At 60.8% G+C, this 19818-nt stretch carries 19 protein-coding genes; 15 read left to right on the top strand and 4 right to left on the bottom strand.

The window, feature by feature from the left end:
* Positions 1–7 precede the first annotated feature (7 nt).
* Genes C404_RS55045 through C404_RS55060 form a run of 4 tightly spaced genes read right to left on the bottom strand, consistent with a single transcriptional unit; the run spans position 8 to position 4187 of the window.
* Entirely contained in the window at positions 8–2455 is a 2448-nt protein-coding gene (locus tag C404_RS55045) for a VirB4 family type IV secretion system protein (protein ID WP_012435622.1), read from the bottom strand.
* Positions 2449–2778 (bottom strand): VirB3 family type IV secretion system protein, encoded by a 330-nt coding sequence (locus C404_RS55050; RefSeq protein WP_012435623.1) that lies wholly within the window; start codon positions 2776–2778, stop codon positions 2449–2451. The genes C404_RS55045 and C404_RS55050 overlap by 7 nt, the downstream gene beginning before the upstream one ends.
* Positions 2779–2780: 2 nt before the next feature.
* Positions 2781–3125, bottom strand: coding sequence for a hypothetical protein (locus C404_RS55055; protein ID WP_012435624.1), 345 nt, complete (start codon positions 3123–3125; stop codon positions 2781–2783).
* 12 nt (positions 3126–3137) lie between these two features.
* A complete protein-coding gene (locus C404_RS55060) occupies positions 3138–4187 on the bottom strand; it encodes a CpaF family protein (protein ID WP_012435625.1) in 1050 nt (349 codons plus the stop codon).
* A 421-nt stretch (positions 4188–4608) separates the two neighbouring features.
* On the opposite strand from C404_RS55060, the gene C404_RS55065 reads away from it, so the two are divergent.
* From C404_RS55065 to pilV, 15 genes are all read left to right on the top strand, one after another.
* On the top strand, positions 4609–5322 hold the full coding sequence (locus C404_RS55065; RefSeq protein ID WP_012435626.1) for a type IV secretion system protein: 714 nt from the start codon (positions 4609–4611) through the stop codon (positions 5320–5322).
* Positions 5319–6200, top strand: coding sequence for a TrbG/VirB9 family P-type conjugative transfer protein (locus C404_RS55070; RefSeq protein WP_012435627.1), 882 nt, complete (start codon positions 5319–5321; stop codon positions 6198–6200). Before C404_RS55065 ends, C404_RS55070 begins: the two co-directional genes overlap by 4 nt.
* 10 nt (positions 6201–6210) lie before the next feature.
* Complete coding sequence (locus tag C404_RS55075; protein ID WP_012435628.1) at positions 6211–7422, top strand: TrbI/VirB10 family protein; 1212 nt, start codon at positions 6211–6213, stop codon at positions 7420–7422.
* Positions 7423–7441: 19 nt separating this feature from the next.
* Entirely contained in the window at positions 7442–8215 is a 774-nt protein-coding gene (locus tag C404_RS55080) for a lytic transglycosylase (protein WP_012435629.1), read from the top strand.
* Positions 8212–9462, top strand: a complete 1251-nt coding sequence (locus C404_RS55085; RefSeq protein WP_012435630.1) for a hypothetical protein — start codon at positions 8212–8214, stop codon at positions 9460–9462. The genes C404_RS55080 and C404_RS55085 overlap by 4 nt, the downstream gene beginning before the upstream one ends.
* The gene (locus C404_RS55090; protein WP_012435631.1) at positions 9459–9935 is read left to right on the top strand and encodes a lytic transglycosylase domain-containing protein; all 477 of its coding nucleotides are present in this window, start codon (positions 9459–9461) and stop codon (positions 9933–9935) included. The genes C404_RS55085 and C404_RS55090 overlap by 4 nt, the downstream gene beginning before the upstream one ends.
* A 17-nt stretch (positions 9936–9952) precedes the next feature.
* Positions 9953–10477: a toxin co-regulated pilus biosynthesis Q family protein gene (locus tag C404_RS55095; protein ID WP_012435632.1), complete on the top strand. Its 525-nt coding sequence runs from the start codon at positions 9953–9955 to the stop codon at positions 10475–10477.
* Positions 10478–10578: 101 nt separating this feature from the next.
* Positions 10579–12165, top strand: coding sequence for a type II secretion system protein GspD (locus tag C404_RS55100; RefSeq protein WP_235180683.1), 1587 nt, complete (start codon positions 10579–10581; stop codon positions 12163–12165).
* A 105-nt stretch (positions 12166–12270) separates the two neighbouring features.
* Entirely contained in the window at positions 12271–12888 is a 618-nt protein-coding gene (gene pilP / locus C404_RS55105) for a type IV pilus biogenesis protein PilP (protein ID WP_225694717.1), read from the top strand.
* 1 nt (position 12889) lies between these two features.
* Positions 12890–14143 (top strand): type 4b pilus protein PilO2, encoded by a 1254-nt coding sequence (gene pilO2 / locus C404_RS55110; protein ID WP_012435635.1) that lies wholly within the window; start codon positions 12890–12892, stop codon positions 14141–14143.
* A gap of 1 nt (position 14144) precedes the next feature.
* Entirely contained in the window at positions 14145–15731 is a 1587-nt protein-coding gene (locus C404_RS55115; protein WP_012435636.1) for an ATPase, T2SS/T4P/T4SS family, read from the top strand.
* Positions 15728–16801: a type II secretion system F family protein gene (locus C404_RS55120; protein ID WP_012435637.1), complete on the top strand. Its 1074-nt coding sequence runs from the start codon at positions 15728–15730 to the stop codon at positions 16799–16801. The genes C404_RS55115 and C404_RS55120 overlap by 4 nt, the downstream gene beginning before the upstream one ends.
* A gap of 36 nt (positions 16802–16837) precedes the next feature.
* Entirely contained in the window at positions 16838–17338 is a 501-nt protein-coding gene (locus C404_RS55125) for a type 4 pilus major pilin (protein ID WP_012755741.1), read from the top strand.
* Between the two features lie 22 nt (positions 17339–17360).
* A complete protein-coding gene (locus C404_RS55130; protein ID WP_012435639.1) occupies positions 17361–17837 on the top strand; it encodes a hypothetical protein in 477 nt (158 codons plus the stop codon).
* A 12-nt stretch (positions 17838–17849) separates the two neighbouring features.
* On the top strand, positions 17850–19148 hold the full coding sequence (gene pilV / locus C404_RS55135; RefSeq protein ID WP_012435640.1) for a shufflon system plasmid conjugative transfer pilus tip adhesin PilV: 1299 nt from the start codon (positions 17850–17852) through the stop codon (positions 19146–19148).
* Positions 19149–19818 lie beyond the last annotated feature (670 nt).

The following is a 19818-nucleotide window of genomic DNA, read 5'->3' on the forward strand; positions in this document are numbered from 1 at the left end:
CTTCGGCTTAGGCGGCCAGAAGTTCACGCACGTAGCGGTCCTCCCAGCCATCGCCCTGCATGTAGTGCTTGTCGAAAACCGCTTGCGCCTTGCCGTCGGAGCGCAGCCGGGCAACCATCTCAGGCTTGAAGTCCGTCTGGAGCATGCGCGACGTGGTCCGGGTGACCCACAGGTAGTCGCGGTTCGGCACGGCGTCGTTGATCATTTGCACCTGGTCGACGGTCAGGCCGAACGTGTCGCAGTACAGGTTCTTGCTGGTATTGGCGAGGCTGTTGGGCAGGTAGATGAAGTTCGCGATGGTTTCCTTCAGCACCTCGAAGTCGGTAATCCGCGCGATCTGGCGCAGCGACTGTGTTGCCATCCACACGGCACCGTTGAGCTTGCGGATGGTGGTCAGCCACGTTTCCAAGCGCCTGTAGAAGCGTTCGTACTTGAAGAAGAAGCCCGCCTCTTCAATCTCGATCAGCGTGAATCGCTGACCATCCATGCTCTTGCTGATCCGGAAGAAGGCGTAGTCTAGGAATAGAACCGCCGCGCGCTCGTAGTTGATGAGCAGCTCACCCATCTCGATGGTCAGGTCATCGCTGATTTGGAACGCGTCGTCGACGTTGTCGAAGAAGTCACCGTACTGACCACCCTTCATCCAGAGCTGCAGCCGCTCGCGCAGATCGGCGTGGATCAGTGTGGCGAAGAAGGACAGGGTCCATTGCTCGCGGCTATAGCCGGCCAGAATCTGAACCGCGTCGAAGATGTCCGTCTTCTGTGTGGGGGTGAGCCTGAATCCGTCTTCGTCCTCGATGGCCAAGATCAGCCATTCCGTCACGTAGGCGTGGTTCTCCGCCTCGCCGAGCAGGGACAGCGGGTTGCAGCGTGTGGCGGTCGCAAACTTACCGGTGACATCGATGAATTGACCACCACCGAGTTGCGTGGTGATGCGTGTCGACCGGTCCTTATCAAACCGGATGCGCCGGGGGTTATGGCGCCCCGACTGTGACATGAGGAAATTCAGGAATACCGACTTACCGGCACCGATCGGGCCGATCACGAAGAGGTGGCCATTGCCCCCGGGCTCGTGCATGTCGACGCGCTGGGCAGTCAGGTGGCGTGTCGGCAAGCAGGTGAGTGGTGGCATCTCCTTGCCGGCCTTGTCCGAGAGCCAGTCGTTGCGGGTCGGCCCCGGATTGATCGTACAAATCGGGGCGACGTCCGACACGGCCGGTGTTTCGACAAATTGCAGGCGCCGCTGGTTGTCCCAACGACCGGGCAGCGTGCAGTTCCAGGCGGGCATCAGGTTCGTACCTTCACGAATCGTGCCGAACCCCGCGTTACTGATGGCGCCAACGACCAGACTGACCGCGTCCGAGCATTCCTCTTCGGTGTTGCCGTAGACGATGACGGAGATGTTGGCGAAGCCATGCTGCTGACCATCCGCGGTCAGCCGGCGAAGTGCCTGACCCGCCTCGTCGGCGAGCTGTTCCCGGCCCTCATCGTTCTCCTGTTCTTCCTTGGCAGCGAACTGCTTCAGAATCTTCCACAGGTTGAAGCTCGCCATCTTGTAGAAGCTGCGGATCTTCTCGATGTAGACGTTGGCCTTGGAGTTGTCCAAGAAGCGGTAGAGGACGCAGACGTCCAGCTCAACATCGAGCTTCGTCAGGACGTCCAGCGCCGCTTCTTGGAAGCCGAGCCATTCCTTGACGGCGACCACGGCCGCGTAGCGCATTCCATGCGCCGACTCAAAGAGCAGTTGCTCGGCACCCGGCGTCACGATCGACTCGGTGAGGTGGGTGTCCAGCAGCGTCATCGGGAAGCGAATCCTGCGTGGCGGCACCGATGGGTTCGCCGCTTGATGCAGAAGTGCCATGGACTCCTGCAGCATCTGCCGTTTGAGCCCGATCTTGGTGTTGCCGCCAACAAACGCATCGAGCATGCCTTCGAAGCGCTTGGCATCGGCCTGCGTCTTGGCAAGATCGAATGCGAACGCGTTGCGCGCGAGGAACGTGTCCTTTAGCGACTCGAATAACGCCGCGACCAGCCCCTTGCCGCCCACCGTGACGTGGTAGCTGATCTTTTCGAAGATCTTGTCCAGGCCGGATGCGGGCGTGTAGCTGAGCGCGAGCGAGTGCGTGTTCTGGTAGAACTTGCCCGATGACATGTTGGCCCGATTGAGCTCGTCGATCTTGGCGTCATGAGCACTGGCGAACTCGCCGGCGATGTAGTCGTGTGCGCGGCGGTGCTTGATGCGCCACCACGCAGTGATGCGACCGTCCAGGCTGCGGCAGGCCTGATCGAGCTGATCCCGAGCGGATGTGATCTCACTCTTGTTGGGGTGGTCCGCGTCAACGCCCCCCAGCCCGTAGGTGGCCAGCAAACTGCCATCCTTGCCGAGCACCAGCGAGGGCGTGATAAAGGTGAGCCAGGGAGCGATTTCCTGGATGGGCCGTTTTTTCTTCAGCATGGCAGATCACTGTCGAACCCGTAGGGCCGGCGAAAGCGCGCGCCGAGCTTGCCGTGCCAGGGGCCTGGCTCGTACAAGTCGCCATAGCGGTCATAGACCATCAGGATTTGGTTCCACCACGGGTCCTTGTTGGTCAGCCAACGCAGCGCCATGTGAACCACCATGCCGAGCGCGAGGAATCCACAGATAAACTGCCAACCCGCCCGGTAGGTGATGTAGACCAGCACTGCGGTGAGCGTGCCGTTGGCAATGGCGAAGCCACGCACGACACCACCGATCATGCGAGGCAGTGACAGCGAGCGACTAACCTTGTGCTGGCGCATGGTTAGACGAACGTGCAGTACGTGGCGGAGATGCCGAACTTCTGCAGCAGCGGGATACAAGCCGCTGCAATGCCGATACCGATACCAATCGTCGAGACGAATTTGACGATGGTGGATTCGGACTGCGCGATGGCGATTGCACCGATCACGATCACAATCACGCCGCCCGCGAGCAGGTAGCCGCTCTTGACGAAGTTCGCGATCATGCAAACGAAACCGGACAGAGAGGCCAATTCGTCGGCGCGGGCCTCCGCCCCATAGAGCAGGGTGGTGATGGCAACGGCTTGTGCCACCGTGCCGCGCCAGGTGGTTGCGCGTTTGAGCAGGCGCTGGACTGCTTGGATCATGATGAAACCCCCTTAGAAAACACGTTTGATGACGTAGTCGTTGTTTGCGTAGCCCTGGATCTCCAGAATCTCGGAGACGTGCCGCATCTCGCCCGTGCGCCGCATGTGCACGACGTAGTGGAAGCAGTCGGCGATGAGCTTGCGCATGTCGCTCAGATCCCATCGCGAGCCGAGCGGGATGCCGAGCATGGCGAGGCTCTCCAGGCGGGAGAGCGCAGTGCGGCCGTTGTTGGCGTGCAGGGAGCCCATCCCGCCGTCGTGGCCGGTATTGAGGGCTTGAATGAAGTCGAAGGCCTCGCCGCCACGCACCTCGCCAACCAGCACACGGTCGGGACGAAAACGCAGGCTCAGCGCGACCAATTGCTGGGTCGTGACCTTCTTGTCGGGATTCGAAAGAAGACGAACGCAGTTCGGGACGCTTAGCTTCAGTTCCTGGGTGTCCTCGATGGAGATGATTCGCTCTTCGTGTGGAATCTCGCCAACGAGCGCGTTGAGAAAGGTGGTTTTGCCGGACGATGTGCCACCGGCGACGAGCACGTTCTTGCGCTGCCGCACCATGGTCGACAGCGCGTGCGCGAGCCCGTCGTCGGAGACGTCGGGCGGGAAGATGATCTGATCGTCGTCAGGGTTGCGCGCGACGGAAGAAGAGAACGCGCCCATCGCCGTGTAGTCGGAGAGCGTCAGGTTCTTTTCACGGTGACGGCGAATGCTGAGGGCGTGCCCGTCGATTGCGGTCGGGCGCATGACTGCGGCGATCCGCAGCCCCTTATGGCCGGCGTTGATGATCCCTTGATCGGTGCCTTTGACCGCCGATTTCTCAACCGACGAAGCCAGCGCGCGGATTGCGCCTTCAAGCTTCTTGGGCTCCAGCATGAGATCGAGACGCTCCAATCGGCCCTTGCGTTCAACCCACACGCTGTTGTGGTGATTGATCATGACTTCGGCCACGGTCGCCTCTTCAAGCACCGGTTGAATCGGCTTGAGCGATTCAAAGAACATCTTCACGGCGCTTTCTTCGAGCGGCGTGAGCTGATTGGAATAGGGGTCATGATTCGCGGTCATGGCGCTATTCTTTTGGAAAACGGATCAGGCCCTCGCGGCGAAAGCGGGGTCATTTTTTTCAGCTTTCGCGGAATGAATGCATTGGCGACGATGCAAGGCTCGAAGAGCTGGGGTGCTCAACTGCGCTAAGACCGTCTTGCTTGTCGCGCAGGACGTAGAACGACAATCCGGGGCGGATACCCGCGATGGACCAAAGTGCGGAAAGCCTCTATGCGGATGGGCGCTTTCCGGGGATTTATCCCGAACGCGGTAAACCAACGCGCGCTTTTTGGCACCCAAACTTCACTCCGTGAACGCGCTAGTCAGGTGGCTCACCGACTGACATGACATCGGTGAAAAGCTCGCAAATATCGCGGGGCTTTTGAATCAAGCGTCCGCATTCATTCCTGATTCAATTGTCGGCATCTAATTGGGTGCCGGAATGGGTCTTTTCAAAAGCAAGAAATCCGAACAAGCGAAGGTGCTTTCACCGCATCCCGGCATGTATGCGGAGAAAAGCATTGCCCAGGCCGTCTTCGATCAAACGACCGCGGTCAAGGTCGACCGCAACCATTGGAAGATCGCCTTCTTGATTGCGAGCTTGACGGCCCTGGTTGCCGTGGCGACGCGCGAGCCGGCACCTTCCGTGGTGAAGTCCTATGGCGTCAGCTCCGACGCCAACGGCCAGCCCCTGGTCAGAGTGCTGCAGCCCTACGAGCCGAAAGGACGTGACCTGACGGTCGGGTTCAAGGACCTCATCACGCGCTGGTTCACGATCGAACCGATGCTGACGCCGGTGGTCGAGGATGCGCGGATGTACAAGAGCATCAAGTCCGCGAAGGAGCAGATGGTTGGGACTGCACGCAAGCAGTTCGATCAATGGTTTGACGAGGACGCACCGTTCCGGGCCGTGACGTCCAGCCCGACGCTCACCCGCGAACCCGAAATCAAGAACATCGCGCCGCTGCCTGACAACACCGTCGCCGTCGAATTCATCGCGACGACGAACGAAGAAGGCCAGAAGCCCAAGCGCATGCGGTACGCGATCACGTTCCGCTACGAAATCAAGCCTCCCCAAAGTGATGCGGAGGCGCTGGGTCCGAATCCGTTCGGGATCTACCCAGTCTTCTTCACCCTCCAGAAGACCCCGGCATGACCATGTCCCTATTGCGCACAACTTCCTCGGCGCTCGCATGCGCTTGTCTCGCGCTGGCTGTTGTCGGAGGCGCGTGGGCTGCTGCCGAGCGCCCCGCGAAGCGCGCCGAACCTGTTATCCCCCCGCTGAACTTGGGATCAATGGCGGATGCCATGAACCCCATGAATCCGTTCAACGGTGGAGCGGAACCGCTGGCTATGCCGGGCGATTCCCGCCTCGTCGTCTTTACGTACAGCAAGGATCAGATTTATCGCGTCCTGACCGCGCCACTGAAGGGAACCACCATTGAGTTCCCGGACGATGAGCAGATCGTGTCGGAGCCGGCGTGGGGTGACAGCGTGCGCTGGGAATCGTCAACGGACAACGGCAATCATCTCTATCTCAAGCCGCACGCTGCCGGTCTGGTCAACACCCTGTCGGTGACCACAAACAAGCGCTCCTACGAGTTCACGCTGGTGTCGTCCCCCCTGGGCGGGATCTTCTACCAGAAGGTTCGCTTCCGCATCCCTGAGACCGTGATGGCCAAGATCAAGGCGCGGGCAGATGGCGAGGCACGCGAGCAGGGAGAGCGTCCGGCGAACACCGTCGGCGTTTCGCCGGACAAGCTCAACTTCGACTATTCGACGTCGGGAAGCGCGGACTTCAAGCCCGACGCTGTCTTTGATGACGGCAAGCTCATCTGGATGCGCATGCCCGCGACTGCCAGCGAGTGGCCCGTCGCGCTGGTGAAGGACGGAAGTGATTTCGTCGTAGCGAACTTCATTCGCCGAGGCGACTACCTCGTGCTGCAGCGCCTGGCAGAGACCGTGGCGCTTCGGTCGGGTAGCACGGAGGTGATCGTGCGCCGCGGCCGCGGTCGCTTCTTGGGTCTCTTCTAAAGGATCGGCCGTGGCTAAGCAGGTTGAGGACGTGACCGACGCTCGCGAGCGAGTCTCCAAGGGGAAGATCCCCAAAGGGATTATCTACGTCGCAGCAGGCATTGCTGCGGTGCTGATCGGCACGCTTGCCTTCTACTACCAGAGCAAAACCGACGCCGAAGTGAAAGAGGCGTCGGAGGAGCAGCGCGCGGAGAAGATGAAATCGCGGGCGACGGCGGGTGAGGCGTCGCAGAACCTCGGCCAGCAGATCCGTGCCCAGCAGCAGGCCGCCAAGGATGAGGCGTCCCGCCAAGAGGCCTCTGCGGTAAGAGCCGACTCCGGTCAGCGCGCACCGGTCATGTCGGCGAAAGACTTCACGACGGGCCGTCAGGGCACCGAGGTGATGGGGAAGAAGAATGAAGAGGACAGCATCTTTACTGCGCCGCTCTACAAGGCAGGCATGAACAAGGTGCGTGACAACGCACGCCCGAAAGTCGACCTTCAAGGTACGCTGGACCCTGCGTCCATGCGGGCGATGCAGCAGGCTGCCGCAGCGGCTGCCAACGCAACCGGCGCACCGCCTGCTGATGCTGCGCCCGTCAACAGCGATCAACAGTTTCTGAAACAGACAGCAGCAACGAAGTACGAGCGCACAGGTATTGCGGGCCGTTTGCCGAGTTGCACCGTATCCCAGGGCTTTGTGATTCCAGCGACGTTTGTCGGCGGCAACAACTCGGATAAGCCGGGCGAGTTTCGCGCGATGGTGTCGCAGAACGTATGGGACACGGTGGATGGCACCTGCCTCGCGATTCCGGCAGGTTCGATGCTGGTTGGGACTTACAGCAGCGACATCAGCATCGGGCAGGAGCGCCTTCTCGTGGCGTTCACCCGTCTGCAGCTCCCCAATAAGAAGTGGGTTCCTCTCGGCTCGATGCAGGGTGCCGACACCAATGGCTATTCCGGTGTGAGCGGGGACGTCAACAACCATTTCTTCAAGATCTTCTATGGCGCGGTTGTCATCGCCGTGCTGGAGCAACGCTTCAACAATCAGCAGACGGCGACGACCTCCAATTCGAACGGCCTGACTACTTACGGCAACGCGGCGGGCCAGGTCGCCACACAGACGGCGCAGACCATCCTGAACCGCAACCAGAACATTCGGCCGACCATCACCACGGAACCTGCCCAGAAGCTGTTGGTACAGGTCAAGCAAGACATCGTCCTGGAGCCGTACCGTGAATAGGGCGATTGGGCTTCTCCTGATGGCGGCCTGTGTGTCCGCGCACGCCGTGGTGGTCGATGCGGTGATTTCACCGACGGCCTACGTCGTGCGCGACGGTGGACAGGTTCGGCTGCAGACGCTTCCGGGCAAGCCGGTCTTGTACTGCGGCCTGGGCGCCTTCGAAACCTGGGCTCAGCGTTTGGTCGGCCAGGAGTTCCAGATCGGGTCCGCGCGACAGCCCGACGGAGTGACTCATGCCGAGACGCTTGTCAGCGTTGTTGCCGGTGCCGGGTGGCTGCGTCCCGCCTCGTTGGATGACGCGGGTCAAGCCGCCATCGTCGAGCGCAAGGGCGGTTGGGCCTGCGCACCGAAAGCCGCCCCCTTTGCGGAATTCAGTGATCGCGTCGATCCGACCATCCTGGCCGGCATTGCGCTGAACGAATCGTCGTATCAGGGGCGACCATGGCCGTGGACGTTGAACGTCGCGGGGCGTGGCTACTACTTCGCCACCCGAGACGATGCCTATGGTGCCATCCGCCGCCTGATCGAGGCGAAGCGGTGCGATTTCGATGTCGGAATCATGCAGGTGAACTGGTGCTACCACGGCCAGCGCTTCGCATCGCCCTGGGATGCCCTGTCGCCTGCATCGAACATCCGTGTCGCGGAAACCATCCTGCTCGAAAACCGGCAACGCAGCGGCTCTCCGATGAAGGCGGTCGCTTGGTATCACAGCGCTGACCCCGCGCGTGGAGGGCCCTACTTCGCCCGATTCCTGAACCACCTGAAGCGGCTGGACTCCGCCAATAGCCCATGACGAAGTTCCGACACCTCGCTTTGCTGCTGCCCGTTCTGTCCGTGCAGGCCTTCGCCGCAGACACCGATCCGCTGGATTTCGATTACCAGGTGGTGGCGCCATCCACGGCTCGCCCCGCGATGATCTTCAACGACGGGTCGAGCACGTACATTCAGCCGCGTGCCGGGCAGACCATCGTGGCCGACAACGGGCAATCATCCGGTCCGTACATCATGGTTGATGGTGTCCCCGACGTTCTGCACTTCACTGCGAACGGGCAAATGGTGACGGCGCGCTGGAAACGCTCCAACGCGATCACGCGCGAGCCGGCGAATCCGTCGGGGGACTTGCCCCATGGGTTCACTGGCTTCTCCGGCCGCATCGCGATGGTCGGCGAGCACGGCAATCTGCAACTCGTGCGTCCCGGGAGCGTCACGCAGCCGCTGGCGCAAATCGTCAAGGCGATAGCTCCCAGCGGTTGGACGGGGACCGCCCAAAAGACCATTGCGCTGACGGAGGAGACGACGTTCGTCACGCGGGATGCCGAGAACTGGCTTCAGGCGCTCGGGCGGTTGCTGGACCAGAAGGGTCTCTACGCGGAGGTCGACTTCGGCCGTCGCAACATCGCGCTGCGTGTTGAGCCGCCCAAGTCGATCGCCGTGGGCGTCGCGGTGGCTTCGTCCGATGCCAGCAACGGCGCGAATGTCGGCAACACAGGTGCGCCAGCAACGGTCCCAAACGATCAAGGCAGTGGTGACGGTGGCGTGGCCAGCTCGCTATTGGCCGAGGCGTTTGACGCGCAGGCCATCCGCGACACAAAGGCCGGGACGATTCAAATTCGCTTTGCGACGAAGCCTGAGGGTCTCCAGATCAGGAACAGCGAGGGCAGCAAGCAGGGCCTGACGTGGCTGGACGGTGATCGCGTGGTCGCGTTCGATACCGTGGATCGTTTCACCGTCTCTGCCGCGGGTAAGGCTGTCGAAGTTCGGCGAGCTGCTGAGATTCGCTATGACTTCGCGGCCGACAACGCAGCGGGCCTCGAATCGGTCTTCGAGAAGGACAACGCGACCTACCTCGTATTCCGAACTTCAAAGGCCAATGTGAGCGCACGCAACGACAACGGCGAGGGCTCGGGCGAACTGAAGGACCGCTACTTCAAGTTCAACGGAATCGCTGAGCGCTTGACTGTGGTGGCCGACGGCCGCTCAGTGATCGTGGAACGTGTCCCTGAAGTGCGCTTCTACGAGCGCAAGGCGAGGGTGGAATGAGCGGATCACGACTCCGAGTGCGAGACGTGAGCGGTGCGAAAAGGCTGTTCGCTTTTTTCGCACTTCTGCTGGCTCTTGCCAGTTTAGCGCGGGCGGATTGTCTCGACGACGCGGCCAATTACTACCGGCTCGATCCGACGCTCGTTCGCGCCATCGCGTGGCACGAGTCCGGCATGCGGCCGCTTGCTGTCAATCGCAACTCTAACGGCAGTGTTGACGTTGGCCTCATGCAGATCAACTCCTCCTGGTTTCCGACGCTGGCGCGTGTGGGCATTGCCCCTGAGCACTTGTGGAATCCCTGTGTTAACGCCTACGTCGGGGCGTGGATTCTGAGCTCGAACATCGCGCGCCTGGGGCCGAACTGGAAAGCCGTCGGCGCATACAACGCCACTTCACCGGACAAGCAGTTGCGCTACGCCAACCAAATCTACGCGCGCTGGCAGGCATTGCAGCGCGCTGGTGCCAGTCATTGACACATTGCGAGACCGTTATGAGAAGCCTTCTTTCCCACAAGCGCATGGCCGTCATCGCGATGGCTGCATGCACCTTCGTTTCCTCCGTCCACGCGGGGACCCGTACCCAGAGCGTTGACGGCGATGGTTGGCAGCCGCTTGGCAGCAGTGTTCGCAAAGCAAGCGTCGCTGGCCAAGCCAATCGCAACGGAGCCTCCGATCCCAACACGCTCGTCGCCGCGGCTTCCGCGTTGGCGAGTACCTCACCTGAACCAGCAGTGTCAGTCACGTCCGTTCCCTCAAATAGGCCGTTCGAACTCATCGCCGACGAGTCAGTAGAGCAGCAATTGCTTGAGTGGGCGAGGCGCGCGGGTTGGAAGGTCTTGTGGAGGGTGCAGGACGCATGGGTAGTGCCGGGCAATAAATCCTATGGCGATGACTTTGAATCTGCTGTGAAGCGCGTCACGGAAGACTTGGCAGCCAACGGAACAGACGTGCTCGGCGACAGCTGGCGCGGCAACCACACGATCGTTATCACCCAGAACGGAGCAGCTGAGCAATGAGGATCTTCTATCAACCGAAGCTGATCGCCGGTGCTGTGGCAACGGTCTTGAGTCTGTCGGGATGCGGTATCGCGGAGGTGCGCGGCATCCAGAAAGACGCGATGCGCGACACGCGCGCGCAGCTCGACGCTGCCCCGAGCAGCCGCCCGGTCTTCCAGATCCATGAGGGGGCATGGCTTCTTGGCGAGAAGGTCAAGGCGACCAAGCCGCAACCGGAACTCTTCAACAAGCCCGTGTCGTACAACGACGCACGGGACCGCATCAGTACGCTTGCCGACGTTGCCGACTGGATTGCTCGCACTTACAACGTACGGGTGGTCATCGATCCCTCGGTGAATGCACCGTTCCCCTCGGCGCAGTCCATTGTGACCACCGGCGCAACCGGCGCAGTCAAGGGGCCGCAACTACCCGCAGGGCTCGCCACGAGTCTTGCAGGCGCGCCCAACGCAACGTTGGCCGCCCCAGGTGGCATGCAGTCTGGGGCCGCAGCGATGCCGACGCAGTCACCGCTGCACTACGTTGGCGATTTCAAGGGTTTTATGCGGACGAACGAGCAGCGCTACAACGTCTACTCGCGCTTTCGCGACGGCACCCTCACGTTCTTCCGAGTCGAGACCCGGAACTTCACGTTGCCTGACATGGGAGCCTTCGCTTCCATGAGCGGGACGATCTCCAGTGACGGCAACCTGTCTTCCAGCTCGGGCGGCACGTCGGCTTCTACCACTAGCTCCACATCTGGCGGTTCAAGCGGTTCGGGCACCGGCGGACAAACAGCCAGCCAGTCGTTGGAAGTGAAACCGTGGAAACGCTTGGAGGAGATCGCCAAGCAAATTGCGGGGAATGGTGCGGAGGTCATCGCCGACCCGAATCTGGGGACTGTCACTGTCACCGGGACGCCGCCACAGTGTGATCGTGTTGAGGACTGGGTCCGTACTCTTGATGCCATGTTCGGTAAGCAGGTCGCCATCGACGTGCGCATCTACGAAGTCCGGCTCAATCAAGAGGACAACTACGGCTTGAATCTCTCGCTCGGGTACAAGAGCGGAAATGGGCACACCGGTGCCACGTTCACCGGGGTGGCGCCGCCAACGGTGTCGAGCAACGCGACACCCATGTCCGTCGGCGCGACGATTGTCGGCGGCAAGCTGGACGGTACCAAGGTGGCAGTGCAAGCGCTGTCGACGCTGGGCAACGTTACGCAGGTTGTGTCGCGTTCGGGAGTTACCCAAAACGGCAAGGTCATGGCAATGCAGTCTGCAACTTTGCAGGACTACATCCCGAGCTCGCAGACCACGTTGGCGTCGAACGTGGGTTCCACGTCTTCCATGCAAACCGCCCCTGACATCTCCGGCTTCACAAGCACGTTCACGCCAAAGGTTGTCAACGGCCGCATCTTGATCATGTTCGACATGACCCTGTCGAATCTGAACCCGCTACAAGAACAGACCCAGGGCAGCGGGGCCTCCTTGTCCAAGGTGCAGCTGCGAACCAAGCCACTGGCACGTTTCCAGCAGACCGTCGGCCTGAAGCCGGGCGAGTCGCTGGTACTTACCGGCTTGCGCGATCAAACGACCAGTACCACGAACAACGGCGTTGGCTCGCCCTACGTCCCAGTGACGGGCGGTGGGGTGGATGCCGCAAAGCGCGAAACGATGATTGCCGTCGTTATCACCGCACGGCTTCTTTGATACCTGGGGTTCATGATGAATCGACATTTCTTGTCTGCAGCGGTTGGACTTGCGCTGAGCGCCGGTGCAGGATTTGCAATTGCGCAGGGTGCCTCGGCGCCTCGCATGGAGAAGGCGATGCAGGCCGCTCAATCCATTCGTGATGCGCAGCCTTCGGCAACAACAACTCCGCCAACGACAACACCTGCGGCTCGTACCGCGCAAGTTGCAGAAACGTCTGTACGGCCAACCCAGGCTGCTCCATCACCCCAGGCGTCGATTCCTGTTGCGGCTGCGCCTTCGCCGAAGACCGAAGCCGCTCAGGCAGGTGCTGAGGCCGACGAACTCAGCATCCTGCAACGGCAAGCGGCAGTCCTGAAGGTCAAGGCTGAAATTGCGAAGTACCAGGCGGACATCAAAAGCTCGGAGTCGCGCGCGATGCAGGCTGCAACGAGCGTGACGCCTGGGCAGGCAGGGGAACCGGGAGTTGTTCCGTCGCTGGTCGTTCCCGGCAACGTTACGAAGCCACCGATTCCGCTACCTGCGGCCAAACATGGGAAACCGCGTCTGGTTCACATCGGGGGAGCTGACGGCGTCTACTCGGCTCTCATCGAAATCAACGGCATCACGATTTCGGATGCAGTGGCTGGCACTCAGCTCGGCGATGGCTGGCAAGTCATCGGCGTCGATGCGAAACAAGTCAGAGTGGGTCGCGGCAAGCAAGTTCTGAAGCTCGCGGTGTGACATGGCTCAAGTCCTCAACCTTCCAGGGATCAAGGGCACCTATGCCGTCGGCCTGACTTGGCGGCATGAGGATGCCAGGCCAAGCCGCGCGGCACTGCGCAAGAAGGCTCGTGATCTGCAAGCACGGTGGAGTGTCGTCCATCAGACGCGCACAGGGCACGTACAGGCCGGCTTTTGTGCGGGCCTCGAGGGCGCTGCCTCCAACTGGCGAACCAAGCCGCTTGCAGCCCTTGTCGCTGACTCACATCCTCAGCCTTGGTGCGGCTTCTATCGGATCAGCGCTGACCTGTATTGGTACATCGCGGTGCGCGACGGCCAGGAGGTTTTACCGGACGGGGACCGGACTGGCACGCTCGAAGAATTGGAGCAACTCCATGCGTTGCACAAAGCGTCCGGTGACTGGAACGTAGTCCGCGGGACCGAAGCCGAACTCGCAGACATCGTTCGCACTTCGCGATCGGTGAAGGGGCTGACCGATCTGGAGCCGGGGCCGCGACGCTACGTGCTACCGGTGGCCGGGGTGCTGACAGTGGCGGCATTGGCCGGCGTCGGCACGTGGTGGTATCAGCAACGGCAGGCTGAGGCACAGCGCGCTGCGGATCTCGCGCGACAACGTGCTGCACAGGCGATGCACGCGGCAAAGCAAGCCAAGCAACAAATTCCGCCATGGACACTTCAACCTGTGCCGTCTGCTGTTGTCGACGCATGTCGTTCGGCTTGGCACGGCAGGGCACTCGCCACGAAAGGTTGGTTGCTGACCGGCTGGAGCTGCCAGTTCGGTAGTCCCGTCACGGTCAACGTTGCCGCTCAATGGGAGCGCGACGGGGGTGTGGCTGAGGACGCGCCCGGCACGCTCCTCGACGATGGAAACCACTCTCGCTCGACGGAAGTTAAGCCCTATACGTTCACGATCCAACCAACAGGTATTGATGATTTTGAGGTTGCGAAGCGCATCGTTTGGAGCGTGTCGCACCGCAAAGCTTTCCAGTTGAAGCTGGCGGCGACGCAGCCCGCCGCGCTTCCTGGCGCGAATGGCCCCGATGCACCTGAACCGGCCCCGTGGATTGGGAATGCGGCCGATTTCACGCTTGCGATGGCTCCATGGTTCAGCGGTGCTTCTGCATTCGATCAAGTCCCAGGTTTGCGGCTGACCGAGGTCAGCGTCGACCTGCGAGATGGCCAGTGGCATGCGAAAGGGACGCTCTACGTTAACCGTTTTCCTGGGGCGACTGCTGCCCTCAAGGTGGGGAGCTGACATGGTGGCTTTGGTTGAGCGGTTCAGGGCATTCTCGCGCGTTGACGCGCATGTCGAGCCAATGCGGCTCCCGCCTGTTCCTGCCACGCTGATGCAACACGTCGTGTGGGCGGGGGTCGGCGAGAAGATTCAGGTCGATGGCCGCTATGCAGGTGGTTCGGCCTTTCTCACATGGTTGGCTGACCTCAAACGCCATGGTCTGGAGCCGGTTGTTGAATCTCTTGCCCCGCAGGAGCTGGCGCAAGCGCGCGAAAGCACGTCGGACGGGCAATCGGGCGACGCATACCTTGAGTTTCTGGAAATGTCGCGCCGGCGGCACGTCGAGGCTGCCGAACTGGGGGCGTCCGACCTTCACGTTCTGCAGCGAGAAGACCATGCTGAATTTCAGTTGCGCATTGACGGCGAGCTATGGACGGTGCCCGAGTGGGAACTGAACGCTGCGCAGGGGGAAGCTTTTGTGCGAGCAACTTGCGTCGGCCTCGCAACCGTCAAAGAGCCGACATTCAATCCGCTCGAGTTCCAGGAAGCGCAGATCAGCGGCAACAAGCTGCCTGAGACCGATATTGAAAGTGTTCGCATTACGCGCGGCCCAGCCTATCCGATCGAGGCCGGTGGTGGCGTCATGGTTAATCGCCTGCAACCGCGCAGGCACACGGCCACACTTCAGCGACGCGAGACGCCGGCGAGTCGTCTGCGACTGGTGAGACCGGAGGCGCCGGCCGGCAAAGTCGACTTTGAGCGGATGGGATTCACGACGCTGCAGCTCGCGATGTTCGAGCAGGTCGTCCTGATGCCGGATGGTCTGTTTATTCAGACGGGGCCGACGGGAAGTGGCAAGACCACGACCGGCTACGAAATGCTGCGCTACAAGGGGCAGATTTCGCCCGAGCTGCGGCAGATCACCCGTGAGCATCCGGTCGAGTACCCGCGTGAATGGGCAGTGCAACTGCTTTCGACGGGGCAGAACTCCTCATACCTCGTCGAACGCATGCTCCGGATGGACCCGGACATCATCGACATCGGCGAGATCCGCACAGGCAATGAAGGTGTTGCAGCAGTTCAGGCAGCGCAGACCGGGCACTTGGTCTTCGGCTCGCTCCACGTTCTTGATCCGTTCGAACTGATTGGTCGCCTGCAAATGCTCGACCACACGCTGCTTTCCAAGGAGTTGATGTGCAACCACAAAATCATCGCGGGTTTCATGGGGCAGCGGATGGTTCCCGTGCTGTGCACGGAGTGTCGGGAGCCATTGGCCAAACATCTCGACGCAATGCCGGGAATTCTGCTCGACCGCATCAAAACCTGGGGAAACATCGAACAGGTCCATGTGCGGGGAAAGGGATGTCCGCACTGCTTCGGCCGGCAAATCCGCGGGCGTGAGGCAGTTGCAGAGGTTGTCCTTAGCACCGAAGAGCTGATGGAAGACTTCCTCAGGGGGACGTCGTTGGCACGTCGAAATCACCGCCTGCGTGAGGGCTCCGACAAATCCATGCTCGGCAATGTCATGGAACGTGTGTTGGCCGGCAGGATCGATCCGCGCGACGCGCAGAAGAACGTGCCCATTGAGGCGTATCGCGAGGGCGTATGAATCTCCAGAAAGCTCTGCAGTGGCTGAAGGGCAATCCTCTGCCATGGAAGCTCCGAAAACGCCTCTATGAACGTGCGTCAACGCATCTGGCGAACGACGTAACGCTAGAGCGCGTGCTTACCCGGTTCGGGGCCGGCTTGCTACGACGGCGAAAACGTCGCGCTGCTGCTGCAATCGATGCCGTGACACAAGGCGTCCGCAACGGCCAGACGCTGGCGGCGGCAATGGACTCGTCGCTCACCAATCTTGAGCGAACCGTGCTCGACGCTGGTGATCGAGCGGGCAAGCTTCCCGAGGCAATGAAGCTCGTCATCGAGGTGCGCGAACTGGTGGATCGCATCTTTTGGAAGCTGATCCTCGGCTTCGCGCCGGCGCTTGTCTATGTCTACGCGCTCTACAAGGTACTCGGCTTTATCGGTGCCGACGTAGTGCCCGAGTTCGCAGGAATCTTGCCGGCCGAGAAGTGGACCGGATGGGCACGCGTCCTCTACCTGATGGGCGTGTTTGCACAAAGCGCGGCAATGCCTTTGGCGACGTACGGGCTGCTTACCTATGCGCTCTGGTGCGCATGGGCGTTACCGAACTGGGCTGGCCGTGGGAGGGCGTTCTTTGATCGATGGGTTTTTCCGTTCCCACTCTATCGGGAGATCGCAGGGTTCTCTTGGTTGCTGTCGTTTCTTGCTCTGCAGCGGGCGGGCATCCCTGAAGTGGAATCGCTGGCCGCACAGGTGCGCACGGCATCGCCATGGTTGGCGTCGCGGCTGCTCGCCATTTCATCCGGCACACGCAATGGCTTTGATCTTGCAACTTCCATGATGCGGACTGGGCACGACTTCCCTTCCGTGGATCTGATCGATGAGATCGGCGAGTACATGGGCAAAGCCGACTCGTCGGAAAAGCTGGCGAACGTGGCGCGAGAGAACGCGGCCTATGTCGAGCGAAAGGTGCTTGCGATCGGCGGTGGCATGGCGTTGACCCTGAGTCTTCTTGTGTACGCAGCCATGTTTGTCATGCAGTTTGGCTCAAACGCGCTTTCGTCGGCTCTCACGTCGTCGATGAGGCAGATGTAAATCGTTGGACGTGGTTTTACTTTAGGAGAGGGTGATATGGAACGGATCATTGGGGCGCTCGTGGCGATCGCGCTGGCAATCCTCGCAGTGGGCAACACGCTCAGCAACAGCGGGCAGGCGAAGTCGGATCAGAAGAGTGGTGGCGCGGCGACGGATATTGGCTACGTCATGACAAAGGCCCGAGCAGGGTTCGCGCAGAGCAATACCGGCTTTGCCAATTTTTCGAACGCGAACCTGGGCGGGCTTATTAACGGAGGCACCTTCCCTCCGACCATGGTCAAGAGCGGAGGCATTTTCGACAAGTGGGGCAATCCCATTACTTTGAGTTCGGCAAATAGTGGCACGAGCGGGGTGATCTCTTTTGGGGGTGGCGGGTCGCAAACAACTGACGAATGCACGTCCACCGTGACGAGTCTGTCAGGCTACGACTTGTTGACGGTTGGCGGTCAGAGTTTTACACGCAGCAACATGCCTGACACGTCGCAGGCCGGCGCTGTTTGCTCCGCGACCGCAACGATTGTCGTGACGTTCCACTGAGCCCCAGCGAGTCAGCGTTTCGATGGCATTCGCACTCCTTCCGCTCGCCGCAGTCATGCTGCTGTTCGGGCTTGGCATTCAAGCGTTCCAGCTCGCCGACAGTGTTCCTGGTGCCGGCCCCGCAGGCCAGATGGAGACGCGCTCGGTGGTGTCATCTCAGCAAGCTGCGATGTTTGGGACCGCATGTGTTAGCACAGCGATCGCGCAGCGTGGCGCAATCAGTCCAAACATGACCGTGACGCTACCGGCAGGTGTGTTGCTGCCTGCTGGTGCTGTTTGTATGACGACGGCGAATGGTAGCGGTCGCAACGTCTACGGGTACCTGCCAGCGGCACCTGGTGCAGCGGGAAAGTTACTCGCCGATGCGCAGGGCGGCAACAATTGGTTCGTCATCCGGGCCGCAGGTGTGGCGGTGAGTTTGGCGGGCGGAAACACCATGTCAGTACCCACGACCATCCCCGTTAGCTCACTCCTCAATTGGGTTCAGACGTCTTCCTGAAGGCGACGCGCAATGGATGCAATTCTCGGTTACATGATCGCCATCGCCCTGTCGTTGCTGAGCGTGGGGCAGTTCTACCAGTGGCAGGCGTCGGGCATGACAAACGTGCAGACTGCGGCCGCGGCAAGCCAGCAGGTGATCTACAACAAGGCCGCGGCTCAGTACGTTCAAGACAACGGGACATCGATCGCGGCGATTGCAACGCCTACCGTGCCGGTGACCATCACCACCGCAATGCTGATCAGCAGCGGTTACTTGCCGAACGGCTTTTCGACCACGAATGTTTTCGGACAGACATGGCAACTTCAGGTCCTGCAGCCCACCGCGGGGACGTTGCAGTCGGTCGTGCAATCGGTTGGCGGGAGGGCAATCGCGGACACTGTCCAGCTTGTTCAGATTGCCGCCCAAGCAGGGGCGCAGGGCGGATTCGTCCCCTATGCCGGCCAGAATGGTGACGCAACCATGACCCCCGCAAATGCTTACGGCGCATACGGGGCATGGAAGCTTCCGTTGACCAATTTCACCAATCCAGGCAGCGGTCACCTGGTGTCACTGCTTGCGTTCACAGGCGTGAGTGCGAACAACAGCTATCTGTACCGCGTTCAGGTTCCTGGCCATCCCGAGCTGAACAACATGCAGACCGACCTTGGTATGACCGATCAAGGGGGGGCGCTGCACAACATCAGTGGCGCACAGCAGATCAGCTCACAAAGCTTGCAGGCTCTTTCCGGTGGTTCGCTTGCCGTGCCATCGATCACGACCGCAAACGGCAAAGTAGTCACTTGGGAGCAGGTGGGCGAGGGCGGTGTGCTAGGCCTGAAAGGATCGAACGGTACATCGATCTACCTTGAGAGCTTGAATGGCACGTTCCGTATCGTCAACAACCCTTGGACACAGTCCATATTCTCGGTCGACCAGTCCGGCGATGTGGTCGCGGCGGGAACGCAGAGGCTGGGTAACGTTGCTTCGCCCAACACGGCGTGTGCCCAAAACGGAACACAGGCAGGCAATGCTGATGGCTCTGGCCAGCAATTAGTTTGTCTGTACAACGTGTGGAAACCAATTGGCGGGAGCTTGCAGCGCTTCGGGTATTACACCGCGCAACATGGTTCTGGAATTCCGAGGCCGACTTGTCCGGCGGGCGGAACCCCGATGATCGTTGTGACCCCGGCGAACTTTGCGGTCGATCCGACGACGGTCGTCAACTATGGAGCGTGGGGATCAGGCCCGTGGACTGTCTACATCATGGATGGATCAAATGCCGGCATCGGTGGCGCGACTGCCACTGTTGGGACCTATTGCGGATACTAATGGAGTCGTGAAATGAGGATGCTACTTAGGGTCTTGTCGGTGATTGTGCTTCTGGCGGGATCCAGACTTGCAATGGCGAACCCTGTGCTTTGTTCACCGGGATACCAAGACTCGACTTGCCCGAGCCCTATCGCAAGGGGCCCAGTCCCGGCACCGCAGTGTTCGTCTGGCGCTGGATGGACGACGACTTCAAGTCCCGTTTGGAAGGGTTCCTATTGGAGTGCGCCTGGCTGCAACTATCAGCCACCGCCTTCGTGTCCTTCGGGCTACTACGCTGCCAGTGGCCCTTCTTGGAATGGATCGAGCTGGGTAGGCCTGAACTGTCAGCCGACGGCACCTCCGCCCCCGCCGCCGCCTGCAGGTCACGTGTTGGTGGCAACGTATACAACCAACAGCTGTGGCAACCTTGGGCCCTTTAATGGATACGCAGACGGAACGTATGACGCCAGCAACTCCGATTGGGGAGGGCAGACTTTCTCTGGTACTTGGGACCAGATGTATTACAACGGGGTAGCGTATATGAACTCGAACTATGCTCGTTACATTGCTCCAGCTTACATCTCCCAGCCTTCGGACCCAGCGACGGCTACACAATATTTGTCGCGAGTGTTCTTTGTCTACAACCCGTGGGCATGCGGCGGCGGTGTTGGCTAAAGCAAAATGGCGTTTG

The organism is Ralstonia sp. AU12-08 (assembly GCF_000442475.1).
Taxonomy (GTDB): Bacteria; Pseudomonadota; Gammaproteobacteria; order Burkholderiales; family Burkholderiaceae; genus Ralstonia; species Ralstonia insidiosa.